This window comes from Herbaspirillum sp. WGmk3 (genome assembly GCF_023952535.1).
GTDB lineage: Bacteria > Pseudomonadota > Gammaproteobacteria > Burkholderiales > Burkholderiaceae_D > Herbaspirillum > Herbaspirillum huttiense.
In genome coordinates this window covers 361,607-387,988 of record NZ_JAKYWT010000001.1, presented here as the reverse complement: position 1 = coordinate 387,988, position 26,382 = coordinate 361,607, and the positions used below count along the sequence as shown (strand labels likewise).

General features: G+C 61.9%; 23 protein-coding genes and 2 tRNA genes. 18 read left to right on the top strand and 7 right to left on the bottom strand.

From position 1 onward, the window contains the following. Positions 1 to 43: 43 nt before the first annotated feature. Positions 44 to 2,125: an excinuclease ABC subunit UvrB gene (uvrB, locus tag MKD49_RS01540; protein ID WP_034334595.1), complete on the bottom strand. Its 2,082-nt coding sequence runs from the start codon at positions 2,123 to 2,125 to the stop codon at positions 44 to 46. A 433-nt stretch (positions 2,126 to 2,558) separates the two neighbouring features. Here uvrB and MKD49_RS01535 point away from each other — a divergent pair, with 433 nt between their 5' ends. From MKD49_RS01535 to mnmH, 5 genes are all read left to right on the top strand, one after another. Beyond that, a complete protein-coding gene (locus MKD49_RS01535) occupies positions 2,559 to 3,776 on the top strand; it encodes an amino acid aminotransferase (protein ID WP_252695250.1) in 1,218 nt (405 codons plus the stop codon). Between the two features lie 127 nt (positions 3,777 to 3,903). Then, positions 3,904 to 3,979, top strand: a tRNA-Asn gene (locus MKD49_RS01530). Between the two features lie 180 nt (positions 3,980 to 4,159). Then, positions 4,160 to 4,235 (top strand) — tRNA-Asn (locus tag MKD49_RS01525). Positions 4,236 to 4,472: 237 nt separating this feature from the next. Then, entirely contained in the window at positions 4,473 to 5,507 is a 1,035-nt protein-coding gene (selD, locus tag MKD49_RS01520) for a selenide, water dikinase SelD (RefSeq protein ID WP_134222881.1), read from the top strand. Further along, positions 5,507 to 6,598, top strand: coding sequence for a tRNA 2-selenouridine(34) synthase MnmH (gene mnmH, locus MKD49_RS01515; RefSeq protein WP_252695249.1), 1,092 nt, complete (start codon positions 5,507 to 5,509; stop codon positions 6,596 to 6,598). The genes selD and mnmH overlap by 1 nt, the downstream gene beginning before the upstream one ends. A 6-nt stretch (positions 6,599 to 6,604) precedes the next feature. On the opposite strand, the gene MKD49_RS01510 is transcribed toward mnmH, so the two are convergent. Continuing rightward, positions 6,605 to 7,663: a permease gene (locus MKD49_RS01510; RefSeq protein ID WP_252695248.1), complete on the bottom strand. Its 1,059-nt coding sequence runs from the start codon at positions 7,661 to 7,663 to the stop codon at positions 6,605 to 6,607. A gap of 345 nt (positions 7,664 to 8,008) precedes the next feature. On the opposite strand from MKD49_RS01510, the gene MKD49_RS01505 reads away from it, so the two are divergent. The 4 genes from MKD49_RS01505 (at position 8,009) to MKD49_RS01490 (ending at position 14,265) form a co-directional block, all read left to right on the top strand. Next, the gene (locus tag MKD49_RS01505; protein WP_204725682.1) at positions 8,009 to 9,349 is read left to right on the top strand and encodes an MFS transporter; all 1,341 of its coding nucleotides are present in this window, start codon (positions 8,009 to 8,011) and stop codon (positions 9,347 to 9,349) included. Between the two features lie 76 nt (positions 9,350 to 9,425). Next, the gene (gene garD / locus MKD49_RS01500; protein WP_252695247.1) at positions 9,426 to 10,994 is read left to right on the top strand and encodes a galactarate dehydratase; all 1,569 of its coding nucleotides are present in this window, start codon (positions 9,426 to 9,428) and stop codon (positions 10,992 to 10,994) included. 81 nt (positions 10,995 to 11,075) lie between these two features. Next, positions 11,076 to 12,185: a beta-propeller fold lactonase family protein gene (locus tag MKD49_RS01495; RefSeq protein WP_252695246.1), complete on the top strand. Its 1,110-nt coding sequence runs from the start codon at positions 11,076 to 11,078 to the stop codon at positions 12,183 to 12,185. A 304-nt stretch (positions 12,186 to 12,489) separates the two neighbouring features. Then, positions 12,490 to 14,265 (top strand): methyl-accepting chemotaxis protein, encoded by a 1,776-nt coding sequence (locus MKD49_RS01490; RefSeq protein ID WP_252695245.1) that lies wholly within the window; start codon positions 12,490 to 12,492, stop codon positions 14,263 to 14,265. A 158-nt stretch (positions 14,266 to 14,423) separates the two neighbouring features. Here MKD49_RS01490 and kdgD read toward each other — a convergent pair whose 3' ends face one another. Next, positions 14,424 to 15,344, bottom strand: a complete 921-nt coding sequence (kdgD, locus tag MKD49_RS01485) for a 5-dehydro-4-deoxyglucarate dehydratase (protein ID WP_088757000.1) — start codon at positions 15,342 to 15,344, stop codon at positions 14,424 to 14,426. A gap of 275 nt (positions 15,345 to 15,619) precedes the next feature. Beyond that, positions 15,620 to 16,387, bottom strand: a complete 768-nt coding sequence (locus MKD49_RS01480; RefSeq protein ID WP_121042135.1) for a FadR/GntR family transcriptional regulator — start codon at positions 16,385 to 16,387, stop codon at positions 15,620 to 15,622. 337 nt (positions 16,388 to 16,724) lie between these two features. Here MKD49_RS01480 and iscR point away from each other — a divergent pair, with 337 nt between their 5' ends. From iscR to iscX, 9 genes are all read left to right on the top strand, one after another. Then, positions 16,725 to 17,219 carry a Fe-S cluster assembly transcriptional regulator IscR gene (iscR, locus tag MKD49_RS01475; RefSeq protein ID WP_034331344.1) on the top strand — a complete coding sequence of 165 codons (495 nt, stop codon included), beginning with the start codon at positions 16,725 to 16,727 and terminating at the stop codon, positions 17,217 to 17,219. A gap of 17 nt (positions 17,220 to 17,236) precedes the next feature. Continuing rightward, positions 17,237 to 18,490 carry an IscS subfamily cysteine desulfurase gene (locus MKD49_RS01470; protein ID WP_034331343.1) on the top strand — a complete coding sequence of 418 codons (1,254 nt, stop codon included), beginning with the start codon at positions 17,237 to 17,239 and terminating at the stop codon, positions 18,488 to 18,490. A gap of 81 nt (positions 18,491 to 18,571) precedes the next feature. Then, entirely contained in the window at positions 18,572 to 18,970 is a 399-nt protein-coding gene (gene iscU, locus MKD49_RS01465; protein WP_034331342.1) for a Fe-S cluster assembly scaffold IscU, read from the top strand. A 54-nt stretch (positions 18,971 to 19,024) separates the two neighbouring features. Further along, the gene (iscA, locus tag MKD49_RS01460) at positions 19,025 to 19,348 is read left to right on the top strand and encodes an iron-sulfur cluster assembly protein IscA (protein WP_006712826.1); all 324 of its coding nucleotides are present in this window, start codon (positions 19,025 to 19,027) and stop codon (positions 19,346 to 19,348) included. A gap of 190 nt (positions 19,349 to 19,538) precedes the next feature. After that, a complete protein-coding gene (gene hscB / locus MKD49_RS01455) occupies positions 19,539 to 20,054 on the top strand; it encodes a Fe-S protein assembly co-chaperone HscB (RefSeq protein WP_252695244.1) in 516 nt (171 codons plus the stop codon). A 13-nt stretch (positions 20,055 to 20,067) separates the two neighbouring features. Continuing rightward, complete coding sequence (locus tag MKD49_RS01450; RefSeq protein ID WP_252695243.1) at positions 20,068 to 20,694, top strand: LysE family translocator; 627 nt, start codon at positions 20,068 to 20,070, stop codon at positions 20,692 to 20,694. A gap of 45 nt (positions 20,695 to 20,739) precedes the next feature. Then, complete coding sequence (hscA, locus tag MKD49_RS01445) at positions 20,740 to 22,605, top strand: Fe-S protein assembly chaperone HscA (protein WP_252695242.1); 1,866 nt, start codon at positions 20,740 to 20,742, stop codon at positions 22,603 to 22,605. Between the two features lie 55 nt (positions 22,606 to 22,660). Further along, positions 22,661 to 22,999, top strand: coding sequence for an ISC system 2Fe-2S type ferredoxin (fdx, locus tag MKD49_RS01440; protein ID WP_013235088.1), 339 nt, complete (start codon positions 22,661 to 22,663; stop codon positions 22,997 to 22,999). Positions 23,000 to 23,044: 45 nt separating this feature from the next. After that, positions 23,045 to 23,239, top strand: coding sequence for a Fe-S cluster assembly protein IscX (iscX, locus tag MKD49_RS01435; protein ID WP_252695241.1), 195 nt, complete (start codon positions 23,045 to 23,047; stop codon positions 23,237 to 23,239). A 37-nt stretch (positions 23,240 to 23,276) separates the two neighbouring features. On the opposite strand, the gene MKD49_RS01430 is transcribed toward iscX, so the two are convergent. From MKD49_RS01430 to MKD49_RS01420, 3 genes are all read right to left on the bottom strand, one after another. Beyond that, positions 23,277 to 23,573, bottom strand: coding sequence for a hypothetical protein (locus MKD49_RS01430; RefSeq protein ID WP_252695240.1), 297 nt, complete (start codon positions 23,571 to 23,573; stop codon positions 23,277 to 23,279). A gap of 101 nt (positions 23,574 to 23,674) precedes the next feature. Next, positions 23,675 to 24,907: a DUF6402 family protein gene (locus MKD49_RS01425; protein WP_252695239.1), complete on the bottom strand. Its 1,233-nt coding sequence runs from the start codon at positions 24,905 to 24,907 to the stop codon at positions 23,675 to 23,677. A gap of 146 nt (positions 24,908 to 25,053) precedes the next feature. Next, positions 25,054 to 26,373 carry a DUF1501 domain-containing protein gene (locus tag MKD49_RS01420; protein ID WP_252695238.1) on the bottom strand — a complete coding sequence of 440 codons (1,320 nt, stop codon included), beginning with the start codon at positions 26,371 to 26,373 and terminating at the stop codon, positions 25,054 to 25,056. Positions 26,374 to 26,382: the final 9 nt, after the last annotated feature.

Here is a 26,382-nt window from a genome sequence, read left to right as displayed (position 1 = left end):
AAGTGGCGGCATTGTATACCGCCCGGCCGGCCTCCCTGCAGGATCAGGCCACTGCCGAATCGCTGCCCGATGCGCCGAAGAGCTGCTGCTTGAGCAGCTGCAGCTGGTCGCGCGCCGCGGCGGCCTTTTCGAACTCCAGGTTCTTGGCGTGTTCCTGCATCTGCTTCTCCAGGCGCTTGATCTCCTTGCTGATCTGCTTCTCGCTCATGGATTCGTAGTTGCGCTTCTCCTCGGCCACCATCATTTCGGTGCGTGCCTGGGCCGGGTTGAAGATGCCGTCGATCAGTTCGCGGATTTCCTTCTTGATGCCGGTCGGCACGATGCCATTGGCGGCATTGAAGGCCAGCTGCTTGGCGCGGCGGCGCTCGGTCTCGCCGATGGCCTTGTGCATGGAATCGGTCACCACGTCGCCATACAGGATGGCCATGCCGTTGAGGTTGCGGGCCGCGCGGCCGATGGTCTGGATCAGGCTGCGCTCGGAACGCAGGAAGCCTTCCTTGTCCGCATCCAGGATCGCCACCAGCGAGACTTCGGGAATGTCCAAGCCCTCGCGCAAGAGGTTGATGCCGACCACCACATCGAAGGTACCCAAGCGCAGGTCGCGGATGATTTCCACACGTTCGACCGTATCGATGTCGCTGTGCAGGTAGCGCACCTTGATGCCGTTGTCGGAGAGGAATTCGGTCAGTTGCTCGGCCATGCGCTTGGTGAGCGTAGTCACCAGCACGCGCTCGTCCTTGGCGATGCGGTCGTTGATCTCCTGCATCAGGTCATCCACCTGCGTGGTGGCCGGACGCACGGCGATGATGGGGTCCACCAGACCGGTCGGGCGCACCACCTGTTCCACCACCTGGTCGGCGTGGGTGTTTTCATAGTCTGCGGGCGTGGCCGAGACGAAGATGGTCTGGCGCATCTTCTTCTCGAATTCGTCGAACTTCAGCGGCCGGTTGTCCAGTGCCGAGGGCAGGCGGAAACCGTAGTCCACCAGGTTCACCTTGCGCGCGCGGTCGCCGTTGTACATGCCGTTCAACTGGCCGATCAGCACGTGCGATTCGTCCAGGAACATGACGGCGTCCTTGGGCAGATAATCCACCAGCGTCGGCGGCGGGTCGCCCGGCTTGGCCCCGGACAGATGGCGCGAGTAGTTCTCGATGCCCTTGGTGAAACCGATCTCGGTCATCATCTCGATGTCGAAGCGGGTGCGCTGTTCCAGCCGCTGTTCTTCGATGAGCTTGTTTTCCTTGCGGAAGAATTCCAGGCGCTCGGCCAGCTCTTCCTTGATGGTCTCGATGGCGCGCAGCACGGTCGAACGCGGCGTCACGTAGTGCGAACCGGGATAGATGGTGAAGCGCGGGATCTTCTGGCGCACCCGGCCGGTCAGCGGGTCGAACAGTTGCAGGCTGTCGATCTCGTCGTCGAAGGTTTCGATGCGCACGGCCAGCTCGGCGTGTTCGGCCGGGAAGACGTCGATGGTGTCGCCGCGCACGCGGAAGGTGCCGCGGCCGAAATCGACTTCGTTGCGGGTGTACTGCATCTGGATCAGGCGGGCGATGACGTCGCGCTGCGAGACCTTGTCCTTGGCGCGCAGGGTCAGGATCATCTGGTGGTATTCGTTCGGGTTACCGATACCGTAGATGGCCGAGACAGTTGCCACGATCACCACGTCGCGCCGTTCCATCAGCGACTTGGTGCAGGACAGGCGCATCTGCTCGATGTGCTCGTTGATCGAGGAATCCTTCTCGATGAACAGGTCGCGCTGGGGGACGTAGGCTTCCGGCTGGTAGTAGTCGTAGTAACTGACGAAGTATTCCACCGCATTGTGCGGGAAGAATTCGCGGAATTCGCTGTACAGCTGCGCCGCCAGCGTCTTGTTGGGGGCGAACACGATGGCCGGGCGGCCCAGGCGGGCAATCGTGTTGGCCATGGTGTAGGTCTTGCCCGAGCCGGTCACGCCCAGCAGGGTCTGGTAGAACAGGCCGTCGTTGACGCCTTCGACCAGCTTGTCGATGGCCGCCGGCTGGTCGCCCGCCGGGGGGAAGACCTGGTAGAGCTTGAAGGGCGAGTCGGGGAAGGTGACGAACTTGCTCTCGTCCAGCTCGGTATTGATGGGGGTCAGTTCAGCCATGGTCTGGGTTGCCTTTGTCGCGCGGGTTCCGGTGAGCCGCCACGGTGCAGGAAGAACCGGCAAGGCCCGCAAACGGGGCATTGCACACAGGCAAGGTGGAGGCGTGAATATTCATCAAATGCTGCCGGGATGCTGAAGTTCAAGACACAATCTGCGCCTCCGCAGCCGGCAAAACCGGACGCAAAGCCGCGTCAGGAGCCAGCTCATCCACTGGGGCGGACGGCCTGGCGCGGAGTGGGTGCAGATCGGGGTTATGTCGATAGAACATGGTGTCATGCAGATTCAGCAGGCAATTGGGCCTGTCTGTGTCTGTGATTGGCCATCCACATTTGTTAGAATGCAGTGTTGCAAAAAGGTGCACATCCGAATCTCTCCCTGTGCACCCATTTCCTTCTGCAGCGCTTTGTTGCAGCTAACTTTTCATGTTATCACGATGAACGCACCTGTCTCCGCCTCCCTGTTTTCCGCCATCGAAATGGCGCCGCGCGACCCCATCCTGGGCGTGACCGAAGCCTATAACGCCGACCAGAACCCGGCCAAGACCAATCTGGGCGTGGGCGTGTACTACGACGACAACGGCAAGGTCCCCCTGCTGGAATGCGTGAAGAAAGCCGAGGCGGAACTGGCGGCCAAGCTGGCCCCGCGTACCTACCTGCCCATCGACGGCCTGGCCACCTATGACCGCGCCGTGCAGGAGCTGGTCTTCGGTGCCGGCAGTGCCGTGGTGACCGAGAAGCGTGCGATCACCGTGCAAGCCTTGGGCGGCACCGGTGCCCTGAAGCTGGGTGCCGACTTCCTGAAGCACTTTTCGCCGGCCGGTACCGAAGTCTGGATCAGCGATCCGAGCTGGGAAAACCACCGCGCCCTGTTCGAGATGGCCGGCTTCAAGGTCAACGCCTATCCGTACTACGATCCGTCTACCCGTGGCGTGAACTTCGCCGGCATGCTGGAGGCTTTGAAGTCCATGAGCGCCGGCTCGGTCGTGCTGCTGCACGCCTGCTGCCACAACCCGACCGGTGCCGACCTGACCGACGACCAGTGGACCCAAGTCATCGACGTGGTGACCTCGCGTGGCCTGGTGCCCTTCCTGGACATGGCTTACCAGGGCTTTGGCGACGGCATCGCCGAAGACGGCCAGGTGGTGCGCCGCTTCGCTGAAGCCGGCGGCCCGCTGTTCGTGTCGAACTCCTTCTCCAAGTCCTTCTCGCTGTACGGCGAACGCGTCGGCGCACTGTCGATCGCTGCGGCCAGCGCCGAAGAAGCGGCACGCGTGCTGTCGCAACTGAAGCGCGTGGTGCGTACCAACTACTCCAACCCGCCGATCCACGGTGGCCAGGTGGTCGCGACCGCCCTGGCGTCGCCCGAACTGCGCAAGCTGTGGGAAGACGAACTGGCCGAGATGCGCGTGCGCATCCGCGAAATGCGCCAGCTGCTGGTGGCCAAGCTGAAGGAAAAGGCCCCGGGCCATGACTTCGACTTCGTCATCAAGCAACGCGGCATGTTCTCCTACTCGGGCCTGACCAAGGCCCAGGTGGATCGCCTGCGCAACGAGTTCTCCATCTACGCCGTCGACACCGGCCGCATCTGCGTGGCTGCGCTCAACACCAAGAACATCGACGTGGTGGTCGACGCCATCGCCAAGGTGCTCTAATTGGCATGCGCGGCCCCGTCTTCGGAGGGGCCGCGCAGGGCGCTTTCTCCTATGAAAAAATGCGCCTTTCCCTGAAAAAAGTTTTGACATGAAGTAAAAATCGCGTCATAATCTTTTTCTCAGCTGTTCCCTGATAGCTCAGTCGGTAGAGCGACGGACTGTTAATCCGCAGGTCCCTGGTTCGAGTCCAGGTCGGGGAGCCAAAGAATGCGAAGGCCTCGCAAGCAATTGCGGGGCCTTTTCAATTAGTGTGAGGCTGGTGTTTTGGTCTCGTACGAAGGGCGGCAGGGCTATGCCGCCACGATGCAGAACGATGTAAAAAATTTTCGTTTTACACTCTGGTAAATCTGAAAAAAATCGTTCATAATCGCGCCCTCAATTGATCCCTGATAGCTCAGTCGGTAGAGCGACGGACTGTTAATCCGCAGGTCCCTGGTTCGAGTCCAGGTCGGGGAGCCAGAATACGAAAGCCTCGCAAGTTTCTTGCGGGGCTTTTTTGTTTTTGGCTTCGTATCTTGTGATGCTCACGCACTGCGCTGGAAACGAGCACAGTTGAGCTGGTTTTTAGCTCACCAGATAAATGCTTCGCCTAGCGTGTCTTCATCTCGTAGCAGTCGCTACCGGCCTTTTCCGTTTCACTTCCTGTCAATTAAACGCTGCTAGAATCGGCATCCCCCGACCAGCCAGGACTTTGCCATGAGCGACCCCATTCGTCTGACCCAATACAGCCATGGTGCCGGTTGCGGCTGCAAGATTTCGCCGCAGGTGCTGGAAGTCATTCTGGCCGGCAGCGGTGCCCAGCATCTCGATCCCAAACTCTGGGTCGGCAATGCTTCGCGCGATGACGCCGCCGTCTATGCCATCGATGAAGAGCGCGGCGTGGTATCAACCACCGATTTCTTCATGCCCATCGTCGATGATCCCTTCGACTTCGGCCGCATCGCCGCCACCAATGCCATCAGCGACATCTACGCCATGGGCGGCGATCCGCTCATGGCCATCGCCATCCTCGGCTGGCCGGTCAACGTGCTGCCGCCGGAAGTGGCACGCGAAGTCGTGCGCGGTGGCCGCGCCGCCTGTGATGCGGCTGGCATCCCGCTGGCTGGCGGCCATTCCATCGATGCCCCGGAACCCATCTTCGGCCTGGCCGTGACCGGTGTGGTCGAGAAGCGCCACATGAAGCGCAACGACACCGCCAGTGCCGGCTGCCTGCTCTACCTCACCAAGCCGCTGGGCATCGGCATCCTCACCACCGCAGAAAAGAAGGGCAAACTGCGCCCTGAAGACGTCGGCACCGCGCGCGACTGGATGTGCCAGCTCAACCAGCCCGGCAGCCGCTTCGGCAAGCTGGCGGGCGTGGCCGCAATGACCGATGTCACCGGCTTCGGCCTGCTGGGCCATCTGGTGGAGATGTGCGAAGGCAGCGGCGTGAGCGCACGCATCCAGCACGCGCTGGTACCCAGCCTGCCGGGCGTGCCTTACTACCTGGCTGAAGGCTGTGTGCCGGGCGGCACCGGGCGCAATGTCGAGAGCTACGGCAGCAAGATCAGCCCGCTCAGCGAAGCCCAGAAGAACCTGCTGTGCGATCCTCAGACCAGCGGCGGCCTGCTGGTGGCGGTGCGGCCCGAAGCCAATCCGGAATTCCTGGCCACCGCCGCCGCCCTCGGACTGGAACTGGCCCCCATCGGCGAACTGGTGGAACGACAGCGTTACGCCGTAGAGGTGCTTTGATGGCCGATCTGCAGCCCAGCCGCGAACTGTTCCTCGCCGATACGCCCATGCTGGATGCCCGGGCGCCGGTGGAGTTCGGCAAGGGCGCCTTTCCGACTGCGGTGAACCTGCCGCTGATGAATGACAGCGAGCGCCATCAGGTCGGCCTGCGCTACAAGGAGCAGGGCCAGCAGTCCGCCATCGAACTGGGTCAGCAACTGGTCAGCGGAGCGGTGAAGGACGAACGGATTGCGGCCTGGGCGGCGTTCGCAAAAGCGCATCCGGAAGGCTGCCTGTATTGCTTCCGCGGCGGCCTGCGCTCGCAAATCACCCAGCAGTGGTTGAAGAGCGAAGCCGGCATCGCCTATCCGCGCGTGGCCGGCGGCTACAAGGCGCTGCGCCATTTTCTGATGGAAGCCATCGACCAGGCCTTGGCCGAGTGTTCCTTCGTGGTGGTGGGCGGCATGACCGGCTGCGGCAAGACCGACGTGCTGCTGCAGCTCGACAACGCGCTGGACCTGGAGGCTTACGCCAATCATCGTGGCTCCAGTTTCGGCAAGCGCGCCAGCCCGCAGCCTGCGCCCATCGATTTCGAACACCGTCTGGCCATTGCCCTCATCAAACTGCAAGCGCAGGGCCATCACTGGTTTGCGCTGGAAGACGAAAGCCGCCTGATCGGTGCCTGCGCCTTGCCGCTGGCCCTGCACCAGCGCATGCAGAGCCTGCCCATAGTGTGGCTGGAAGACAGCCGGGAAGGGCGCGTGGAGCGCATCCTGCGCGATTACGTCAGTGGGCTCTGCGAGGAATACGTGGCGCTGGATCCGCGCCACGGGTTTGAACGCTATCGCGCGCATCTGCTTGCTGCATTGGGCAAGCTGGTCAAGCGCCTCGGCGACCAGCGCTACCGCCGCCTGCTGCAGATGATGGAATCGGCGCTGGCGCGCCAGGAACAAGACGGCGTGGTCGACCTGCACCGCGCCTGGATCGATGCCTTGCTGGCGGAATACTACGATCCCATCTATGCCTTCCAGCGGGAGTCCAAGCGCTCCCGCCTGCTGTTCGCAGGACAGCAGGCCGAGGTGGTCGGCTTCCTGCGCCAGTATCGGCCCTGAATCAATTTACAGCAGCACCACCGCCACCAGCCCGCTGACCACGCCGATGAGCATGGTCAGCAGGGTGACGGTCGTGAGTACGCGCGGCGTGAAGGATTTGCGCAGCATCAGCAGCGACGGCAGGCTGATGCTGGGCAAGGTCATCAGCAACGCCACGGCCGGCCCCACGCCCATGCCCAGCGAGAGCATGGATTGCACGATGGGGATCTCGGCGGCCGTCGGAATCACGAAGAGCGTGCCCACCACCGCCAGCGCCACGATCCACAGCAGGCTGTTGCCCATGCTGGCATCGACCTGCGGGAACAGCCACACCCGCGCCGCGCCCAGCGCCAGCACCACCACGATGTAGACCGGTGCCGTGGTCCAGAACAGTTGCCACAGCTTGCTGCCCCAGCGGACCAGGAAATGACGGCCATCGTCCATCGGTTCATATTCGGCGGCGGCCACCGCATCGAGGGCGGCCTGCGGCAGGGTCTCGGTCTGCGCCACGCGTTGCGCGATCAGCGACACGCCCACTACCAGCAGCACGCCGGCCACCAAACGCAGCGCGGCCAAATGCCAGCCCAGCACGAAGCCCATGAACACCAGCGTGGCCGGATTGAGCACCGGGTTGGCGATCCAGAAGGCCAGCGCGGCCCCCACCGACACCTGCTGGCGGCGCATGCCCGCCACCACCGGTGCGGCGCAGCAGCTGCACATCATGCCGGGCAGGGCGAACAGGCCGCCACGCAGGGTCGAGCCGAGGCCAGCGCGGCCGAACACCCGCAGCAGCCAGTCGCGCGGCACCAGTACCTGCACCAGCGAACCCAGCAGCACACCCAGCACGGCGGCTTTCCAGATGGCCAGGAAGTAGACGGTGGCATATTCCAGCGCAGCCGACCACGGAGCAGTTGGCGCATTGGCCAGGATGGAGCCGCCAATGCTGTGCTTGTCGGCGGCCACGAAGGATTTCAGGTAGTAGGGCGACCACTTCACATAGTAGAGGCCGATGGCCGCCACCAGGATGAACAGCAGCGGCTTGAGCCAGGCAGAAGAGCCGCGCGAGGCGGAGGATGAGAAGGTCATGGGAAGATCTGGTGGTAAAGAATAGTGGGAGAGCAGGAGAGTGCGCGCATGATACCTGCCGCGCGCCACTTCGTCAGTGCGCCAGAAGGACATGTCAGACAACTGCGGCGCCCCCTGTCACCGGCCTGAAGTGCAGATTCCTTCACATTCACCGCTTGCGTCCGTTTCGTGTCCTGTTATACTGCGCTTGCTGTTGTATGACGTCTTATGACAATCACCCCAACACACAACAATACGCCAAGAGACACTTCCGGCAAGTCCCGATGCCAGTCCGCCCGCGTTCTTGCGGCGGCGCTTTCGGGGCCGGCCAGGCGGAGCGGATGGCGAGAGACCTGGAGAATCCAATTGGCGCAAAGCAACACCCCCAGCGGGGCAGCGGCCGGCAAGCCGACCCATATCCGCTACCTGATCCTGTTCCTGCTGTTCGTCGTCACCACCGTCAACTACGCTGACCGCGCCACGCTTTCCATTGCCGGTTCGGCCATGAAGACCGAGCTGTCGCTGGACCCGGTCACCATGGGCTACATCTTCTCGGCCTTCAGCTGGGCCTACGTGCTGGCCCAGCTGCCGGGCGGCTGGCTGCTGGACCGCTTCGGTTCCAAGAAGATCTACATGTGGAGCATTGCCCTGTGGTCTTTCTTCACCTTCCTGCAGGCCGGTGTGACGTGGATGAGCACGGGTGCGGCCGTGATCGCGCTGTTCCTGCTGCGCTTCATGGTGGGCCTGGCCGAAGCGCCGTCCTTCCCGGCCAATGGCCGCATCGTCGCCGCCTGGTTCCCGACCAAGGAACGCGGTACCGCCTCGGCCATCTTCAATTCGGCGCAGTATTTCGCCGCCGTGATCTTCACCCCGCTGATGGCCTGGATCGTGCACACCTACAGCTGGCACCATGTCTTCACCGTCATGGGCGTGGTCGGCATCCTGCTGGCCATGGTCTGGGGCAAGATCATCTACAGTCCCAAGGACCATCCGCGCATCAACCCGGCTGAACTGGAGCACATCGAATCCGGTGGCGGCCTGGTCGACATGGACAATAAGAAGGTCGCCGCCCCCTCCACCAAGGGCAAAGGCTACATCCGCCAGTTGCTGTCCAACCGCATGCTGCTGGGTGTCTACATCGGCCAGTACTGCATCAACGTGATCACCTATTTCTTCCTGACCTGGTTCCCGGTGTACCTGGTGCAGGAGCGCGGCATGTCCATCCTCAAGGCCGGTTTCGTGGCCTCGATCCCGGCGGTGTGCGGCTTCATTGGCGGCGTGGTCGGCGGCCTGATCTCGGACCGCCTGATCAAGAGCGGCATGTCGGTGACCTGGGCGCGCAAGATCCCCATCGTGGGCGGCATGCTGCTGTCGATGACCATGATCCTGTGCAATTACGTCGATGCACAGTGGATGGTGGTGGGCATCATGGCCCTGGCCTTCTTCGGCAAGGGCGTGGGCGCGCTGGGCTGGGCGGTGGTGGCCGATACCGCGCCCAAGCAGATCGTGGGCCTGTCGGGTGGCCTCTTCAACATGTTCGGCAATGTGGCCGGCATCACGACCCCGATCGTGATCGGCTATATCGTCAAGGAGACCGGTTCCTTCTCCGGTGCGCTGGTCTTCGTGGGCATCAATGCACTGGTGACCGTGATCAGCTATCTTGTCATCGTCAAGGAAATCAAGCGCGTCGAACTCAAGGACGCCTGATCCGTTTTACGGGCGGCCGCTGTTGCAGTGGCCGCCCTTCATTTGAATTGCAGCATTCTGTCGCATGGGACTTAGCATGAGCACCGATACCGCCGCCAGCCAGGCATTCACACCGCGCTACATCATGATGAACGACAGCGACAATGTCGCCATCGTCGTCAATGACGGAGGCCTGCCTGCCGGCACCGTCTTCCCCGACGGCCTGACCCTGGTCGACCGCGTGCCCCAGGGCCACAAGATCGCGCTGCGCGATCTCAAGCAGGGCGAGGCCATCGTGCGTTATGACGTAGCCATCGGCTACGCCGTGCGTGACATCCCCAAGGGCAGCTGGATCGAGGAATCGCTGGTGCAGATGCCCCCGGCGCGCGGTCTCGACAACCTGCCCATCGCCACCAAGAAACCGGCCCCGCAGCCGCCGCTGGAAGGCTATACCTTCGAAGGCTACCGCAACGCCGATGGCTCGGTGGGCACCCGCAACCTGCTGGCCATCACCACCACCGTGCAGTGCGTAGCCGGTGTGGTGGAGCATGCGGTCAAGCGCATCCGCGCCGAGCTGCTGCCCAAGTATCCCAATGTGGAGGACGTGGTGGCGCTGGAGCACACCTATGGCTGCGGCGTGGCCATCGATGCGCCCAATGCCGGCATCCCCATCCGCACCCTGCGCAACATCAGCCTGAACCCCAACTTCGGCGGCCAGGCCATGGTGGTGAGCCTGGGCTGCGAAAAGCTGCAGCCCAACCGCCTGCTGCCGGAAAACATGATCCCCATCCACAAGGCCGGCGAGCCCTATGTGGTCTGCCTGCAGGATGCGGAACACGTCGGTTTCAACTCCATGATCGATTCCATCATGAAGATGGCCGAGGCGCGCCTGACCGAACTGGACAAGCGCCGCCGCGAAACCTGCCCGGCCTCGGACCTGGTGGTGGGTGTGCAATGCGGTGGCAGCGATGCCTTCTCGGGCGTGACGGCCAACCCGGCAGTGGGCTTTGCGACCGACCTGCTGGTGCGCGCAGGCGCCTCGGTGATGTTCTCGGAAGTGACCGAAGTGCGCGACGGCATCGACCAGCTGACCTCGCGCGCGGTCAACGAGGAAGTGGCCCAGGCCATGATCCGCGAGATGGACTGGTACGACAATTATCTGAAGCAGGGCGGTGTCGACCGCAGCGCCAACACCACCCCCGGCAACAAGAAGGGCGGCTTGGCCAACATCGTCGAGAAGGCAATGGGCTCCATCGTCAAGTCCGGCTCCAGCCCGATTTCGGGCGTGCTCTCGCCGGGCGACAAGCTTCAGCAGAAGGGCCTGATCTATGCGGCCACGCCCGCCTCCGACTTCATCTGCGGCACCTTGCAACTGGCGGCCGGCATGAATCTTCATATCTTCACCACAGGCCGGGGTACGCCGTATGGCCTGGCGGCCGTGCCGGTCATCAAGGTCGCGACCCGCAATGACCTGGCGCGGCGCTGGCATGACCTGATGGATGTCAACGCCGGTCGCATCGCCAGCGGCGAGGCCACCATCGAGCAGGTCGGCTGGGAGCTGTTCCAGCTGATGCTGGACGTGGCCAGCGGCAAGAAGCGCACCTGGGCCGAACAGTGGAAGCTGCACAATGCACTGACCCTGTTCAATCCGGCACCCGTGACCTGATCCTCCCTTGGGGCCCGCTTGCGGGTCCTTTTTTTTGTTCCATCGTCATGCCAACAACAAGATGATTCGCCAGGAGACCGCATGAGCAACACCCTTTCTTCACCTTCTTCCCGCCTCGCCACCTTGATTGCCTCTTCCGTCCTCAGCCTGGCCGCAGCGCATGCCGGTGCGGCCACTGTCGCCTACGTCTCCAATGCGGACAGCCAGGACATCTACGTGCTCCGGCTCAATGGCGATGGCAGCGTCAACCTGATCGACAAGGTCGATACCGGCAGCACCGTGATGCCGCTGGCGCTGAGCCCGGACCACAAATTCCTCTATGCCGCGCTGCGCGGCCAGCCGTATTCGGTGGTGAGCTATGCCATTGATCCCGCCAGCGGCAAGCTCAAGGCGCTGTCCAAGGTGCCGCTGGCCGACAACATGGCCAACATCGCCACAGACCGCAGCGGGCGCTACCTGCTGGCCGCGTCCTACTCCGGCAACAGGATCTCGGTCAATGCCATCGGGACGGACGGTACCGTGCAGGCCCCGCCGCTGGCGGTGATCCCGACCGGGAAGAACGCGCATTCCGTGCAGGTTTCTCTTGACAATGCTTTCGTCTTTGCCAGCAACCTGGGCAGCGACGTGATCCTGCAATACCGTTTCGACCCGGCCACCGGCACCGTCACGCCCAACAGTCCGCCGTCGGTCGCCACCAAGGCCGGTGCCGGGCCGCGCCATTTCGTGTTCTCGCCGGACCAGCGCTTCGTCTATTCGACCAATGAGCTGGACGCCACTGTCAACACTTACGCCTACGATCGCCAGTCCGGCACCCTGACCCTGCTGGCCAGCGACTCGGCCTTGCCGGAAGGCTTCAAGACCAGTGAACAGCTGGCGGCCGCCGACCTGCACCTGACGCCGGATGGCCGTTTTCTTTATGCCACCGAGCGCGCCTCCAACACGCTCAGCGCTTATCGCGTGGACCCGGCCAGCGGCAAGCTCACCCGCATCCTCAACATTCCCACCGAAACCCAGCCGCGCGGTTTCAACATCGATCCGCAAGGGCGTTACCTGCTGGCCGTCGGCCAGAAGGCCGGGCTGACCAGCTATGCCATCGACCGCGACAGCGGGGCGCTTACGCCGGTCTTCCGCTACACCTTGGGACGCAATCCGAACTGGGTCGAGATCATCGACTTGCCCGGCGTACGCTGATCCCTGAAGGGTTTTGATTCACCCTCAGAAACCTCAATATGTTGTTTTTTGGGCTTGCCGAATGTCATTTCGGCAAGCTTTTTCACATCTGTGCCCCGTCGTATGAATCAGGCTTGATCCAGGACAGCCAGTCCCGGGTGTTGCCGGTGCACAATGCGAAAACGGACATTTGCTGACTGCCCTAACCGGGAATTGGGGGAGTTTTGGTTGGTTTGCCGCCGATATGAAGCGCGACGCGGTGTTGTATCGTCTGCGCCATGTTGTTCATTTCACTTGTTGTATCAATATTAAGCGGAGAGAGGGAATGCGAAATCTGACGGTTCGCTTCAGCCTGATGAGCGCGCTTGCGCTGTTTTCATGCATGATCGTAGTGGGGGCTGGCGTAGGCATCTTTGCACTGGGCCGGGCCAACCAATCCACCGAGTACGTCCACGAGATCACCGAGCGCACCTTGCTGATCAATGACGCCTACAAGGACACCACCCGTACCCGGGCCGCCCATTCGCGCATCTATTCAACGCTGATGGAGAAGGGCGATGCGGCCGTCATCGAGTCTGCCTTCAAGAGCGCCCAGATGACCTATGACCGCAGCCTGAAGTATCTGGATGAATACGCCAAGCTGCCCGACCTGGAGGGGCAGGATCCGGCTACCAAGACCGAATTGATCGAATCGGCCAAGGCCCTGAACGAGATCCTGAAGAAGGCCACGGATACCCTCAAGGCCGGCGACGCGCAGGGCTATTCCCAGCTCAACAACAATTTCATCAGCAAGGGCGGAGCCCGCTTCTCCACGGCGCTGGAGGCTTATCAAAAGCGCGCCATGGAGCTCAATGACAAGGCCACGGCCGAGCGTCAGCGCGAGTACAACCTGGTGGTGTGGCTGGTGGTCGCCGGTCTGATCGGCGCGATGTTCCTGGTCGTGGGCGTGCATTTCCTGCTGCGCAACATCGTCCTGACCCCGCTCAACCGCGCCGTACACCTGCTGGACCTGGTTGCCAATGGCGATCTGAGCACCAAGGTCGAGGTCAAGAATGACAATGAAATTGGCCGCCTGTTCTCGGCCATCCGCAGCATGCAGCAGGGTCTGCTGACTACCGTCTCGCGTGTGCGCAGCAGTTCGGACAGCATCGACACCAGCGCCAAGGAAATCGCCGCCGGCAACATGGACCTGTCTTCGCGCACCGAGCAGCAGGCCAGCTCGCTGGAAGAAACCGCGGCCTCCATGGAGCAGCTGACCGGTACCGTCAAGCAGAATGCCGACAATGCCCTGCAAGCCAACCAGCTGGCGCATTCGGCGTCTTCCACCGCCAGCAAGGGCGGGGAGGTGGTGTCGCAGGTGGTCGATACCATGCAGGCCATCAATGAATCCTCGCGCAAGATCGTGGACATCATCAGCGTGATCGACGGCATCGCCTTCCAGACCAACATCCTGGCGCTCAACGCCGCAGTGGAAGCTGCCCGTGCCGGTGAGCAGGGCCGCGGCTTTGCCGTGGTGGCGTCCGAAGTGCGTTCGCTGGCCCAGCGTTCAGCCGCCGCCGCCAAGGAAATCAAGTCGCTCATCGATGCCTCGGTGGAGAAGGTCGAAGCCGGCAGCCAGCTGGTGGAACAGGCCGGTGCCACCATGGGCGAAGTCGTCACCAGCGTGCAGCGCGTCACTGACATCGTCGGTGAAATCGCCGAAGCCAGCCGTGAGCAAAGCACCGGCATCGAGCAGGTCAACCGTGCCATCACCCAGATGGATGAAGTGACCCAGCAGAATGCTGCGCTGGTGGAGCAAGCAGCCGCTGCGGCCCAATCGCTGCAGGCCCAGGCCACCAATCTGGTTGGCGCGGTCAGCATCTTCAAGATCGATGCGCATCAGGTCGCCAGCCCGGCGGCCAAGCCGCGTCCGGCGCCGATGGCACCGCCGCCGGCCCCGGCTGCGCCCGCTGCACCTGCCTTGAAGCCTGCGCCGCCCGCACCCGCTGCTGCGGCACCGAAAGCGGCCCCCAAGCTGCCGCCGGCCAAGCCGGCCAAGGCCGCGCCGCCTGCGCCGACCAGCCGCCTCAAGGACGATGCACAGGATTGGGAAGAGTTCTGAGTTTTTGACATTCCCCTTCATCAAAACCTCCGTCGCTCAGGCCACGGAGGTTTTTTTTCGGCCAGGGCCTGCACTTTCTTTCATATCGCCCAAAAAGGGAGGGGCCGCAGCTGCCTGCGGCCCCTCCCTCGGGTACTGCCGATCAGATCAGGCAGTCTTTATTGCGGACCCAGCTTCTTGATCAGTGCAGCCAGTTCTTCGTGCTCTTCCGGCGTGCAGTCGGTCAGGGGCGTACGCACCGGTCCGGCATCGTGGCCGACGATCTTGGCACCGGCCTTGACGATGGAGACGGCATAACCGGCCTTGCGGTTGCGGATGGCGAGGTAGGGCAGGAAGAAGTCATCGATCAGCTTGCCCACGGTGTCGTGGTCTTCCTTGGCGATGGCCTGATAGAACTCGACGGCGGTCTTGGGGATGAAGTTGAAGACCGCCGAGGAGTACACCGGCACGCCCAGCGCCTTGTAGGCGGCAGCATAGACTTCCGCAGTCGGCAGGCCACCCAGGTAGGTGAAACGGTCACCCAGCTTGCGGCGGATATGCACCATCGGTTCGATCTCGCCGATGCCGTCCTTGAAACCGATCAGGTTGGGGCAGCGGTCAGCCAGGCGTTGCAGGGTCTCGGCATTGAGCTTGCAGACTGCACGGTTGTAGATGATGACGCCGAAGTTGACCGATTTGCAGACCGCTTCCACGTGGGCGGCGATGCCGTCCTGGCTGGCTTCGGTCAGGTAATGGGGCATCAGCAGGATGCCGTGGGCACCCAGGCGCTCGGCTTCCTGGGCGTAGGCGATGGCCGCGCGGGTGGAGCCGCCGGCGCCGGCGATGATGGGCACCTTGCCGCGGCAGGTGTCGACGGCGGTGCGGATGATGTCCGAATATTCACCCGGGACCAGCGAGAAGAACTCACCCGTGCCACCGGCGGCGAACAGCGCGCTCGCGCCATAGGGCGCCAGCCATTCCAGACGTTCGATGTAGGTCTTGGGGCGGAAGTCGCCTTGCTCGTCGAAGTCCGTCAGCGGGAACGACAGCAGGCCGGAAGAGAGGATCTGTTTGAGGTCTTGGGGTGTGTACTGGGACATGGTTTCGCTCGACGCCGTTAGGAATGGGTTGGAAAACGAGGCAAATAGGATGAATGTTGTCTCTGATCTTCTTGTATCCAATTAGGATATCAGTCATCGTACAACATAAGATTTCAGAAAGCCAGTACTTTGTTGTGATGGTTTGCGCAAGGTGGAGGGCGGGATTTCCGGCCGGCCGGGCCGAGGAGATCGTCGGATGGCGGGGGCTTGCTGAAGAGGGGGGAGAACGGAAGCGGCCGGTCCGTGCAGCACGGACCGGCCGGACTTGCGCGGGATCAGGCGTTGCCGGCGGTGCCCGATTCGGCTTCCTGCTGCGCGCGGCGCAGGCGCTCGCGGCTGTTGGTGAGGTGATTGCGCATGGCGGCGCGGGCGGCTTCAGCATCGCCGCGGGCGATCGCCTCATAGATGTCTTCGTGCTCGCGCTGTACCCGCTCCAGGTAGCTGGCCTGCTGGTCATGCGCCAGCTCGGCGGTATTGATGCGCTTGCGCGGGATCACACCCATGCCGAGATGGCTAATGATCTCGATGAAATAGCGGTTGCCGGTGGCGTTGGCGATGGCGAAGTGGAAACGGAAGTCCGGGCCCACGGTGTCGCCGCCGCTTTTCTGGTTGGCGTGGAACAGGTCCAGCGCCTCGCGGATTTCCTGCAGCTGGGCATCGCTGCGGCGCGATGCGGCCAGGCCGGCGGTTTCGGTCTCCAGGCTGATGCGCAGCTCCAGCAGCGCCAGCAGGTCGCGCATGGTGGTGATGGTGGCCGGGTCGATGTTGATGTTGGAACCCTTCTTGACCTCCAGCACGAAGGTGCCGATGCCGTGCCGCGTCTCCACCAGTCCGGCCGCCTGCAGGCGCGAGATGGCTTCACGCACCACGGTGCGCGAGACGCCCTGGGTCTGCATGATCTCGGATTCGGTGGGCAGCTTGTCGCCCGGCTTGAGGCTGCCGTTGGAGATCATTGCGGTCAGCGCCGCCACCACTTCCTGCGACAGGCTCTGGGGCTTGCGGCGCGGGCGCAGCAGCGGGTTGGGGGTATCGCTTACATCCATATCGTTTTATTTCTCGGGAGCGCTGGCAGACCGGATTGTGAATGGTTGTGATCGGTCCGCATCAGGCGGGGTGAACATAGTCGCGCCATCTTACCAGATCGATAAGCCGCCACGACGCCAGGACCAGCCGTAGTCGTGAGAGTAGCGCACTTTGCGCAAGAGGTCAGACAGTTTCAGGTGAATTTGTCGACGGCTTGCGCCAGGCCGGGTTTTGGCCGATATGAAGGAAAAGGCAGGGTACCTGACAGAATTACTCGGGTTTGCTATACTTGACTCAAATATTCGGGAATTCAGGGTAACCGGCCCCGCCGGTGCATTTGTTTCTGGAGCGAACTTCATGCGTCTTACCACCAAAGGCCGTTTTGCCGTGACAGCGATGATTGACCTGGCTTTGCGCCAGGGCAAGGGCCCCGTCACGCTGTCGGCCATCAGCGAGCGCCAGGAAATTTCTTTATCATATCTGGAGCAGTTGTTCGGCAAGTTGCGGCGTCACCAGATCGTCGAGTCCGTGAGGGGGCCCGGCGGTGGTTACAATCTCGCCCGCAAGGCGGCTGACGTATCGGTCGCCGACATCATCATCGCGGTGGACGAACCCCTGGATGCAACCCAGTGCGGTGGCAAGGAAAATTGCCACAGCGCGGCGCATCCGGGCGGCGCACGCTGTATGACGCATGAGCTGTGGTCCACCCTGAACGAGAAGATGGTCGAGTACCTGGATTCGGTATCCCTCCAGGACCTGGTGGACCAGCAAAAAGAACCCAAGGCGGCCGAACACCGTGCCGCCGACTCGCAGAGCGTGGTGGTGATGCACCGCCCGCAAGCCGCAGCCTGATTTGGAGCAAGGACCTTATGAACGCACCCCTGGAAAAAAGCCTGCTGGAGACCATCAAGGCTCCGCACTTCCCGATCTACATGGACTACTCGGCGACCACCCCGGTCGATCCGCGCGTGGCCGACAAGATGATTCCCTACCTGCGCGAGCAGTTCGGCAACCCCGCTTCGCGCAGCCACATGTACGGCTGGACTGCTGAAAAGGCCGTGGAAGAGGCGCGTGAAGAAGTGGCCAAGCTGGTCAACGCGGATTCGCGCGAGATCATCTGGACCTCCGGTGCCACCGAGAGCAACAACCTGGCCATCAAGGGTGCGGCGCAGTTCTACAAGTCCAAGGGCAAGCACATCATCACCGTCAAGACCGAGCACAAGGCGGTGCTGGATACCTTCCGCGAGCTGGAACGCGTGGGCTTCGAAGCCACCTACCTGCAGCCCCAGGACAATGGCCTGGTCACCGTCGAGCAGATCGCTGCGGCCGTGCGTCCGGATACCATTCTGGTGTCGGTCATGCTGGTGAACAATGAAATCGGCGTGATCCAGCCGGTGCCGGAAATCGGCGAGTTCTGCCGCTCCAAGGGCATCATCTTCCACAGCGACGCCGCCCAGGCGACCGGCAAGGTCAAGATCGACCTGGAAAACTGGAAGGTCGACCTGATGAGCTTCTCGGCTCACAAGAGCTACGGCCCCAAGGGTATCGGTGCGCTGTATGTGCGCCGCAAGCCGCGCGTGCGCATCGAAGCACAGATGCACGGCGGTGGCCACGAGCGCGGCCTGCGTTCGGGCACCCTGGCTACCCACCAGATCGTGGGCATGGGTGAAGCCTTCCGCCTGGCGCGTGAAGAAATGGACAGCGAACTGTCCCGCATCCGCGCGCTGCGTGATCGCCTGGCCAAGGGCCTGCAAGAGATCGAAGAGACCTACATCAACGGCGACATGGATCATCGCGTGCCGCACAATCTGAACGTGAGCTTCAACTACGTGGAAGGTGAATCGCTGATCATGGCCATCAAGGACATCGCCGTTTCGTCCGGTTCGGCCTGCACCTCGGCCAGCCTGGAGCCGTCCTACGTGCTGCGCGCCCTGGGCCGCAGCGACGAACTGGCGCACAGCTCGATCCGCTTCACCATCGGCCGCTTCACCACCGAGGAAGATATCGATTTCACCATCGAGCTGATCAAGAGCAAGGTCGGCAAGCTGCGCGAGCTGTCCCCGCTGTGGGACATGTACAAGGACGGCGTGGACCTGTCCACCATCCAGTGGGCGGCCCACTAAACCAGGATTCTGCCAGCCATCGCCAGCAGCCGCAGCAGGGCAGGGGCGATGGCCGAAACCATCATCTAGGGAGCAAAGAACATGTCTTATTCCGAAAAAGTACTCGACCACTATGAAAACCCCCGCAACGTCGGCGCCTTCGAAAAGGGCGACGACACCGTGGGCACCGGCATGGTCGGCGCGCCGGCCTGCGGCGACGTGATGAAGCTGCAGATCAAGGTGGGCGCGGATGGCGTCATCCAGGATGCCAAGTTCAAGACCTATGGCTGCGGTTCGGCCATCGCTTCGTCGTCGCTGGTGACCGAATGGGTCAAGGGCAAGACCCTGGACGAAGCCCTGTCCATCAAGAACACCCAGATCGCTGAAGAACTGGCCCTGCCGCCGGTGAAGATCCACTGCTCGATCCTGGCCGAAGACGCCATCAAGGCTGCCGTGCAGGACTACAAGGCCAAGCACGGCGAACAGCAGCAAGCCGCCTGAGCGGCTTGACGGGCAGGACAGCAAGGCCGTTTTCGATTTCGTAAGGCAAGCATCATGGCAATCACGTTGACAGAGAAGGCAGCAAAACACATCAGCCGCTACATGGAGCGCCGTGGCAAGGGCATCGGCCTGCGCCTGGGTGTGCGCACCACCGGCTGCTCCGGCCTGGCCTACAAGCTGGAGTATGTGGATGAACAATCGTCCGAAGACACCGTCTTCGAGTCGCATGGCGTGCGCGTCTTCGTCGATCCCAAGAGCTTGCCCTACATCGATGGTACCGAGCTGGACTTCGCCCGGGAGGGACTGAACGAAGGATTCAAGTTCCAGAATCCGAACGTCAAAGATGAATGTGGCTGCGGCGAAAGCTTCCGCATCTGACCTGCATTTTCAGTTTCTTGTCGATGCCGTCGTACCGGCTTTGTGGTGCAGGCGGCCCCAGTGCTTAGCCGGACCGTGATAGCCCTGTGACAGCCTCGTGATTGCTCCCTGCGGGGCCGACCTGGTCACCGTCCGCCGTCCCTGATGTGCCAAGCCTGTTGCAGTCCGACAGGCTTTTTATTTTTCAGCCATGCAAAACCACTTCGATCTGTTCCAGCTGCCGCAACGTTTCGCCATCGACCAGAAGGCGCTGGAGCAGGCTTTCCACAGCGTGCAGGGCCAGGCGCATCCGGACAAATTCGCGCACGCCAGCGATGCCGAAAAGCGCGTGGCCATGCAGTGGGCCACACGTGCCAACGAGGCTTACCAGACGCTGAAGAACCCGTTGAAGCGCGCACGCTACCTGTGCGAGCTGCACGGCGTAGACCTGCAGACCGAATCCAACACCGCCATGGCCCCCGCTTTCCTGATGCAGCAGATGGAATGGCGCGAGACGCTTGACGACGCCAAGGCCGGCAAGGACATCGATGCCTTGGAACAGCTCAACACCGAACTGCTGACCGAGAAGAAAGCCGAGATCGCGCGCATCGAAGCGCTGCTGGATGCGGGCGACTACGCCGCTGCCGGCAAGCTGGTGCGCCAGCTGATGTTCCTCGACAAGTTCGGGGCCGAGATCGGCGATGCCTTCGCCCTGATCGAAGGCTGATGGGAGACGCACGATGCCCGATCTGTTCCTGTTCCTGCTGGCCGCGATGACGCTGACCCTGGCACCGGGTCCGGACAACCTCTATGTGCTCACGCGCGGCATCGCCCAAGGGCGCAAGGCCGGGCTGGTGGCCGCTGCCGGGTTTTGTTCGGGACTGATCTTTCATACGCTGCTGGCCGTGCTGGGTTTTGCCGCCCTCATCAAGGCTTACCCGCCGGCCTACCACGCGCTGCAATACGCGGGTGCCGCCTATCTGGCCTATCTGGGTGTGCGCACGTTGCGTTCGGCTTCCAGCGGCATCGCGATGTCGGCAGACGGGCAGGGCGCTGCTGCGGTCCCGCTGCGCCGCATCTATTGGCAGAGCGTGCTGGCCAATATGCTCAACCCGAAGGTGACGCTGTTCTTCATCGCGTTCCTGCCGCAGTTCGTGCAGCGCGAGGCTGGCCATGAAGCCCTGCAGATGCTGATATTGGCGCTGGTGTTCATTGTTCAGGCCTTCGTCATCTTCAGCGCCATCGCGCTCTTTTCCGGTGCCGTCGGTGCGGTCTTCCGCCGTCGCGCTTCCGCTTCCGTTCATCTGAATCGCCTGGCAGGCTGTGCCTTCATCGGCCTGGGCATCCGGATGGCCTTACCTGAATAACGGCGAGTCACTTCGCCCCAACGCTCCACGACGAGTCCACACCTTATGGCTTTACTGCAGATTTCCGAACCGGGCATGTCCACCGCGCCACACCAGCGTCGTCTGGCCGTCGGCATCGACCTGGGCACCACCAATTCGCTGGTGGCGACCGTACGCAACAGCATTCCCGAAGTCCTGGCCGATGATGACGGCCGCGTGCTGCTGCCCTCGATCGTCCGCTACCTGCCCAACGGCCATGCCAACATCGGCTACAAGGCCCAGGCCGCGCAGACCATTGATCCGCGCAATACCATCGTCTCGGTCAAGCGCTTCATGGGCCGTGGCCTCAAGGACATCGCCCACGCCGAGAACATGCCCTATGACTTCCAGGACCAGCCCGGCATGGTGCAGATCAAGACCGTGGCCGGCGTGAAGAGCCCGGTGGAAGTCTCGGCCCAGATCCTGGCCACGCTGCGCCAGACAGCTGAAGATGCCCTGGGCGACGACCTGGTGGGTGCCGTCATCACCGTGCCCGCCTACTTCGACGATGCCCAGCGCCAGGCCACCAAGGACGCGGCGCAATTGGCCGGTCTCAATGTCCTGCGCCTGCTCAACGAACCGACGGCGGCAGCCATTGCCTACGGTCTGGACAATGCCTCCGAAGGCATCTTCGCGGTCTATGACCTGGGCGGCGGTACCTTCGATATTTCCATCCTCAAGCTCACGCGCGGCGTCTTCGAAGTGCTGTCCACGGGTGGCGACTCGGCCTTGGGCGGGGATGACTTCGACCATCGCCTGTTCTGCTGGATCAGCCACGAGGCGCAACTGCAGCCGCTGTCGGATGAAGACACGCGCCTCCTGATGGTCAAGGCGCGCGAAGTCAAGGAGCTGCTCTCCACCAAGGAGGAAGTGCAGATCGATGCCGTGCTCAAGTCCGGCGAAGAAGTGCACCTGTCGATTACCGCCGCACAATTCAACGAGATCACCCAGCACCTGGTCGCCAAGACCATGGCCCCGGTCCGCAAGGCCCTGCGCGATGCCGGCCTGACCGTGGAAGACGTGGATGGCGTGGTGCTGGTCGGCGGTGCTACCCGCATGCCGCACATCCGCCGCGCGGTGGGCGAGTTCTTCAAGACCAATCCGCTGTCCAACATCGACCCCGACAAGGTGGTGGCGCTGGGTGCGGCCGTGCAGGCCAACCTGCTGGCTGGCAACCGCGCGCCGGGTGACGACTGGCTGCTGCTGGACGTGATCCCGCTGTCGCTGGGCATCGAGACCATGGGTGGCCTGGCCGAGAAGGTCATCCCGCGCAATTCCACCATCCCCTGTGCCCGCGCCCAGGAATTCACCACCTTCAAGGATGGCCAGACCGCCATGGCGATCCACGTGGTGCAGGGCGAGCGTGAGCTGGTGGCCGACTGCCGTTCACTGGCCCGCTTCGAGCTGCGCGGCATTCCGCCGATGGCTGCCGGTGCGGCGCGCATCCGCGTGACCTACCAGGTCGATGCCGATGGCTTGCTGGCGGTGTCGGCGCGCGAGATGACCTCGGGCGTGGAAGCCTCCATCACCGTCAAGCCTTCGTATGGCCTGGGCGACGACGAGATTGCGCGCATGCTGCAGGAATCCTTCAGTTCGGCCGATGAAGACATGCAACGCCGCGCCCTGCGCGAAGAACAGGTCGAAGCCGAGCGCATCGTCCTGGCCACCCGTTCGGCCCTGCAGGCCGATGCCGCGCTGCTTTCGGAAGAAGAGCGCGTGGCCATCGAAGCGCAGATCGACGCCGTGACGGCCGCCGCGCAAGGTGCGGATCACCTCGCCATCAAGGCGGCGGTGGATGCGCTGGCGCATGGCACGGAAGAATTCGCCGCACGGCGCATGGACCGCAGCGTCCACGCCGCGCTGGCCGGCAAGAAACTGGACGAAGTCGCGTAAGCGATGTCGTCACCCCGAATACTGTAGACACGATAGACAAGACACGAGAGCCACCATGCCCCAGATCGTCATCCTCCCCCATCCGGTCCTTTGCCCTGAAGGCTCGGTGATCGATGCCCCCGCCGGCAAGACCCTGTGCGATGCGCTGCTGGACAGCGATATCGACATCGAGCACGCCTGCGAAAAGTCCTGCGCCTGTACCACCTGCCACGTGGTCATCCGCGAAGGTTTCGAGACCCTCGATGATCCGACCGACAAGGAAGAAGACCTGCTGGACATGGCCTGGGGCCTGGAAGCGACGTCCCGCCTGTCTTGCCAGGTGGTGCTGGGCGAAGACGACCTGACCGTCGAAATCCCCAAGTACACCATCAACCACGCTTCGGAGAATCACTGATCTTCCGAGGTTTTCGTTCGGTGCCATGGCACCGGGGAGACTGACATGAAATGGACTGATACCCAGCAGATCGCCGAGGAACTCTACGACAAGTTTCCCGAGGTCGATCCCAAGACCATCCGCTTTACCGACCTGCATCGGTGGGTGATGGAGCTGGATGGGTTTGAGGATGATCCCAATCGCTCTGGTGAGCGCATTCTGGAAGCCATTCAGGCGGCGTGGATTGCCGAGGCTGAATGACATCAGCCAGATTGCCGATCATGATCTGTCTCTCGGGTCAGAACAACGGCAATCTGGCTCGGATCCAATCCCACTTTGTTGGCGGGATGCTCAAGTGCTTCTTGTATCCTGACTCGTCCGACGTATCCACATAGCTGACAGATTCACTGTCAAACTTCAGCGCTTCGTGGAAGCTTTTTCCCGCATACCAGTTGACTGCAAAGTAGCGCCTGGCAAGGAGCGTACCTTTTTCGTCGAACACCTTGAGTTCGATGTTGTCGTCGGAGCCGTCTTGATCGTTGCCACCTGTGCCGCACATCTGGAATCGATATGAAGTTCCGTTCAGGAACTTCACGCCCCCGTCCAGCGTATCTGGCCGATTGTAAAAATCGCAGCGAGCATAATGAGGCCGCGTGAGATGAACGATAAGGCCTGCGCCAAGATAAATCAGAAAAGCTAGCCCAATGAGCTTAAGGATTCTGGTCGGCATATTTCACCAAGTTTCAGGTCGATGGGCTTCTTCAGTTTCAGGTGCAAGGGTTTTGAATACACCATGAAGTCGCCGCCTCGTTGGTGTTTTTCTCTCCATCGATTGTAGTCTGCGTTAAACACCGGGAAGTAGACGTCAGGCTCCTTGAATTTACCGAACACGCCTTTACGCGTGTCCACCGGTTTGTTGATCGCCTTTAGCCAGATATCGATATCCGTGTCTTTCTTGGACGAACTTGATCCCGTAAGCCATGTGCCTGGTGCGATGATGATTCCGTGCTTGTTCCAATGTCCAAGATATTGTTTTCCGTTGAATGAATAATTATCTTTCACATAGACATAGATATGAGTAATCTTCCCGGTGGCATTCAGGCAATAGAGGGTGCGACCTCTTTCATATCTGAAGTATTTTTCAGCCAAAATCTCGACGTTCCCTACTGCAGCATAGATATTGAAATTCGCCAGCGAACCGGTGAGATCGGTCAGCGTAAGTCCATTGAAAGTATCTCCGTCGCTGATCGTTAGCTTCTGGAACTGCCATTCGGCATGGAAGTTCCGCAAGTCGCCTAAAAACGAGGAGGTATCAACGCTTAAATTGCTATTCCTGCTTTCGAAGAGATGACGGACGAAACCCTTTACCGCGTCTGTAGCAGCACCAACGGCACGCGGCGTATAGATGTCACTGGCAAGAAATTTTTCGTATTTCTTCCGAACACTTCCGAATCTCAATGCCCATTCAAGAGATACGACGCTGTCATTGAGGGGCTGCTCTGAACGAGGATCATCGTTAAAGATATGGGCCGCACTGGAAAACCACGTTCGCGCCAGTTTCGCCGATACGGTCCAGCCCAATTGGTCCATCGCGAAAGGTACGTCTTGCAGATCGAAAGCCGGCGGGTTTTCACAAACTTCAAATTCAAGTTCGGTCGGTATCGTCTTCCTCTTGGCCTTCGCTTGTGGAGTTTTTGATTGTTGTGCAGGCGGCGGGACCCGAGCTTGCTTCTCACCCTTTTTTGACTCGGTAGTGTGGTTTGGTGGAGAAGGAGGCTTTGCTCCTGGTGGAAGCCTCTCAATTGATATGCCCGTTGGGGTCTCCAGAGGAATGCATCCCCTGACTCCCTTGAATTCTTTCAATTCGATACCGAACAAGCCTTTCTGAGGTTGGTAATACGGCGCTTTCTTTAATTCGGCCATGGACATCCCGTCTCTAGAGTTAAGGCATAGCAGCCTTTGCGGCGTCACCCGTGACGGAACGCCGTTGCGAACGCAAAAGGCTACCGTTAACGGGTACCGAAAATCTTCGAAACTAGAGTGGGAAATTCATCCCAGGATTTGCCTGCAGTGATCTAGATGAACAGGTCGGGCATCCCTTTCGATCCGCCAGCATATTGTGGAAAAATTTTCTCCAATGCCTGATCCGGGATGCGCATATGCCGCTCCGACAGCGCACACAAGACCGCCCGGAAATCCGTCGTGATCGCCAGGTCGCGCCCCTCGTTCAAGACTGTCTGATTCAGCCCCGGCCACTGACCATAAATCTTGCCGCCGCGCAGATTGCCTCCCATCAGCCACATCGCATTGCCGTGGCCATGATCGGTCCCGCCGTTGCCATTCTCCTTGAAGGTGCGGCCGAATTCGGACATCACCACGATCACCGTGTCATTGAAGGCTGGCCCCAGTTCACGCGCCAGCATGGCCAGGCCCGTGGCCAGCGGCGACAGACGCCCGGCTAACTGGCCGGTCCCGTTGCCTTGTGCAATGTGCGTATCCCAGCCCCCCACGGCCAGGAAGGCCAGCCGGATGCGCGGATCATGCCGCATCAGCCGGCCCAAGCGTGCCGTATCCATGGAGAGCCCATTGGGCAGCGGCGCGCCGTTGTTGGCCATCTGCTGCTCCTGGCTGTTGATCTCGGCCATGAGCTGCTTGCGCGCGGCCATGCCATCGCGATAGGCCTTGCCCAGCGCATCATCACCGCCATACAGCGGATCGAAGACCTGGCTCCAGCGCGGCTGGTCAATCATGCTCGGACGCGTGGCATCGCGCCCGGTCTGCAGATTGGCCGCCACGTTGTGGCCGCTCAGGATGCGCGGTGTGGCGCTGCCGACGTTGATGGCCTGCAGTGGCGACTCGGCCGGCGGCAGGTAATCCATCACCCGGTTGAGCCAGCCATCGCGCGTGCTGTGCTGGCCGGGTGTGCCGGTTTCCATATAGTCCTGCGCTTCGAAGTGCGAGCGCGAGCCATCGGGCGAACCCGATGCATGCACGAAGGCCAGCTGCCCGCTTTCCCAGTACGGCATCAGCGGCTGCAGCGCCGGATGCAAACCGAAGTAACCGGTCAGGTCCAGCGCGCCGTTGGCCTGGCCGGGACGTGCCACCGCAATGGTCGGACGCGCCTGGTAGTACAGCGGATCGCCATGCGGCACCACCACGTTGAGGCCATCGACGGCCCCGCGCAGGAACACCACCACCATGCGCGGCGCACCGTCACCCTGGGCATGCGCGCGCGGGGCAGGGGAGCCGTAGGCCACCTTGCCGGGCGTGTGGTTGCTGCGGCTGATGGTCTGGTCGCCGGTCGGCACGACAGCACAGCCGGACAAGCCGATCGGCACCAGGATGGCGCCGCTGCCGGCAGCGCCCAGATAACGGAGAAAATGGCGGCGGTTCATGCTGGCCTC

Bases quoted from the DNA above. Each gene is read 5' to 3' on its own strand.
- MKD49_RS01470 (WP_034331343.1), top strand. From the start codon at position 17,237: ATGAACGCACCCCTGGAAAAAAGCCTGCTGGAGACCATCAAGGCTCCG.
- uvrB (WP_034334595.1), bottom strand. From the start codon at position 2,125: ATGGCTGAACTGACCCCCATCAATACCGAGCTGGACGAGAGCAAGTTC.
- MKD49_RS01510 (WP_252695248.1), bottom strand. From the start codon at position 7,663: ATGACCTTCTCATCCTCCGCCTCGCGCGGCTCTTCTGCCTGGCTCAAG.
- garD (WP_252695247.1), top strand. From the start codon at position 9,426: ATGAGCACCGATACCGCCGCCAGCCAGGCATTCACACCGCGCTACATC.
- selD (WP_134222881.1), top strand. From the start codon at position 4,473: ATGAGCGACCCCATTCGTCTGACCCAATACAGCCATGGTGCCGGTTGC.
- mnmH (WP_252695249.1), top strand. From the start codon at position 5,507: ATGGCCGATCTGCAGCCCAGCCGCGAACTGTTCCTCGCCGATACGCCC.
- MKD49_RS01450 (WP_252695243.1), top strand. From the start codon at position 20,068: ATGCCCGATCTGTTCCTGTTCCTGCTGGCCGCGATGACGCTGACCCTG.
- iscR (WP_034331344.1), top strand. From the start codon at position 16,725: ATGCGTCTTACCACCAAAGGCCGTTTTGCCGTGACAGCGATGATTGAC.
- MKD49_RS01535 (WP_252695250.1), top strand. From the start codon at position 2,559: ATGAACGCACCTGTCTCCGCCTCCCTGTTTTCCGCCATCGAAATGGCG.
- kdgD (WP_088757000.1), bottom strand. From the start codon at position 15,344: ATGTCCCAGTACACACCCCAAGACCTCAAACAGATCCTCTCTTCCGGC.
- iscU (WP_034331342.1), top strand. From the start codon at position 18,572: ATGTCTTATTCCGAAAAAGTACTCGACCACTATGAAAACCCCCGCAAC.
- MKD49_RS01480 (WP_121042135.1), bottom strand. From the start codon at position 16,387: ATGGATGTAAGCGATACCCCCAACCCGCTGCTGCGCCCGCGCCGCAAG.
- iscA (WP_006712826.1), top strand. From the start codon at position 19,025: ATGGCAATCACGTTGACAGAGAAGGCAGCAAAACACATCAGCCGCTAC.
- fdx (WP_013235088.1), top strand. From the start codon at position 22,661: ATGCCCCAGATCGTCATCCTCCCCCATCCGGTCCTTTGCCCTGAAGGC.
- MKD49_RS01495 (WP_252695246.1), top strand. From the start codon at position 11,076: ATGAGCAACACCCTTTCTTCACCTTCTTCCCGCCTCGCCACCTTGATT.
- hscB (WP_252695244.1), top strand. From the start codon at position 19,539: ATGCAAAACCACTTCGATCTGTTCCAGCTGCCGCAACGTTTCGCCATC.
- MKD49_RS01425 (WP_252695239.1), bottom strand. From the start codon at position 24,907: ATGTCCATGGCCGAATTAAAGAAAGCGCCGTATTACCAACCTCAGAAA.
- MKD49_RS01420 (WP_252695238.1), bottom strand. From the start codon at position 26,373: ATGAACCGCCGCCATTTTCTCCGTTATCTGGGCGCTGCCGGCAGCGGC.
- hscA (WP_252695242.1), top strand. From the start codon at position 20,740: ATGGCTTTACTGCAGATTTCCGAACCGGGCATGTCCACCGCGCCACAC.
- iscX (WP_252695241.1), top strand. From the start codon at position 23,045: ATGAAATGGACTGATACCCAGCAGATCGCCGAGGAACTCTACGACAAG.
- MKD49_RS01490 (WP_252695245.1), top strand. From the start codon at position 12,490: ATGCGAAATCTGACGGTTCGCTTCAGCCTGATGAGCGCGCTTGCGCTG.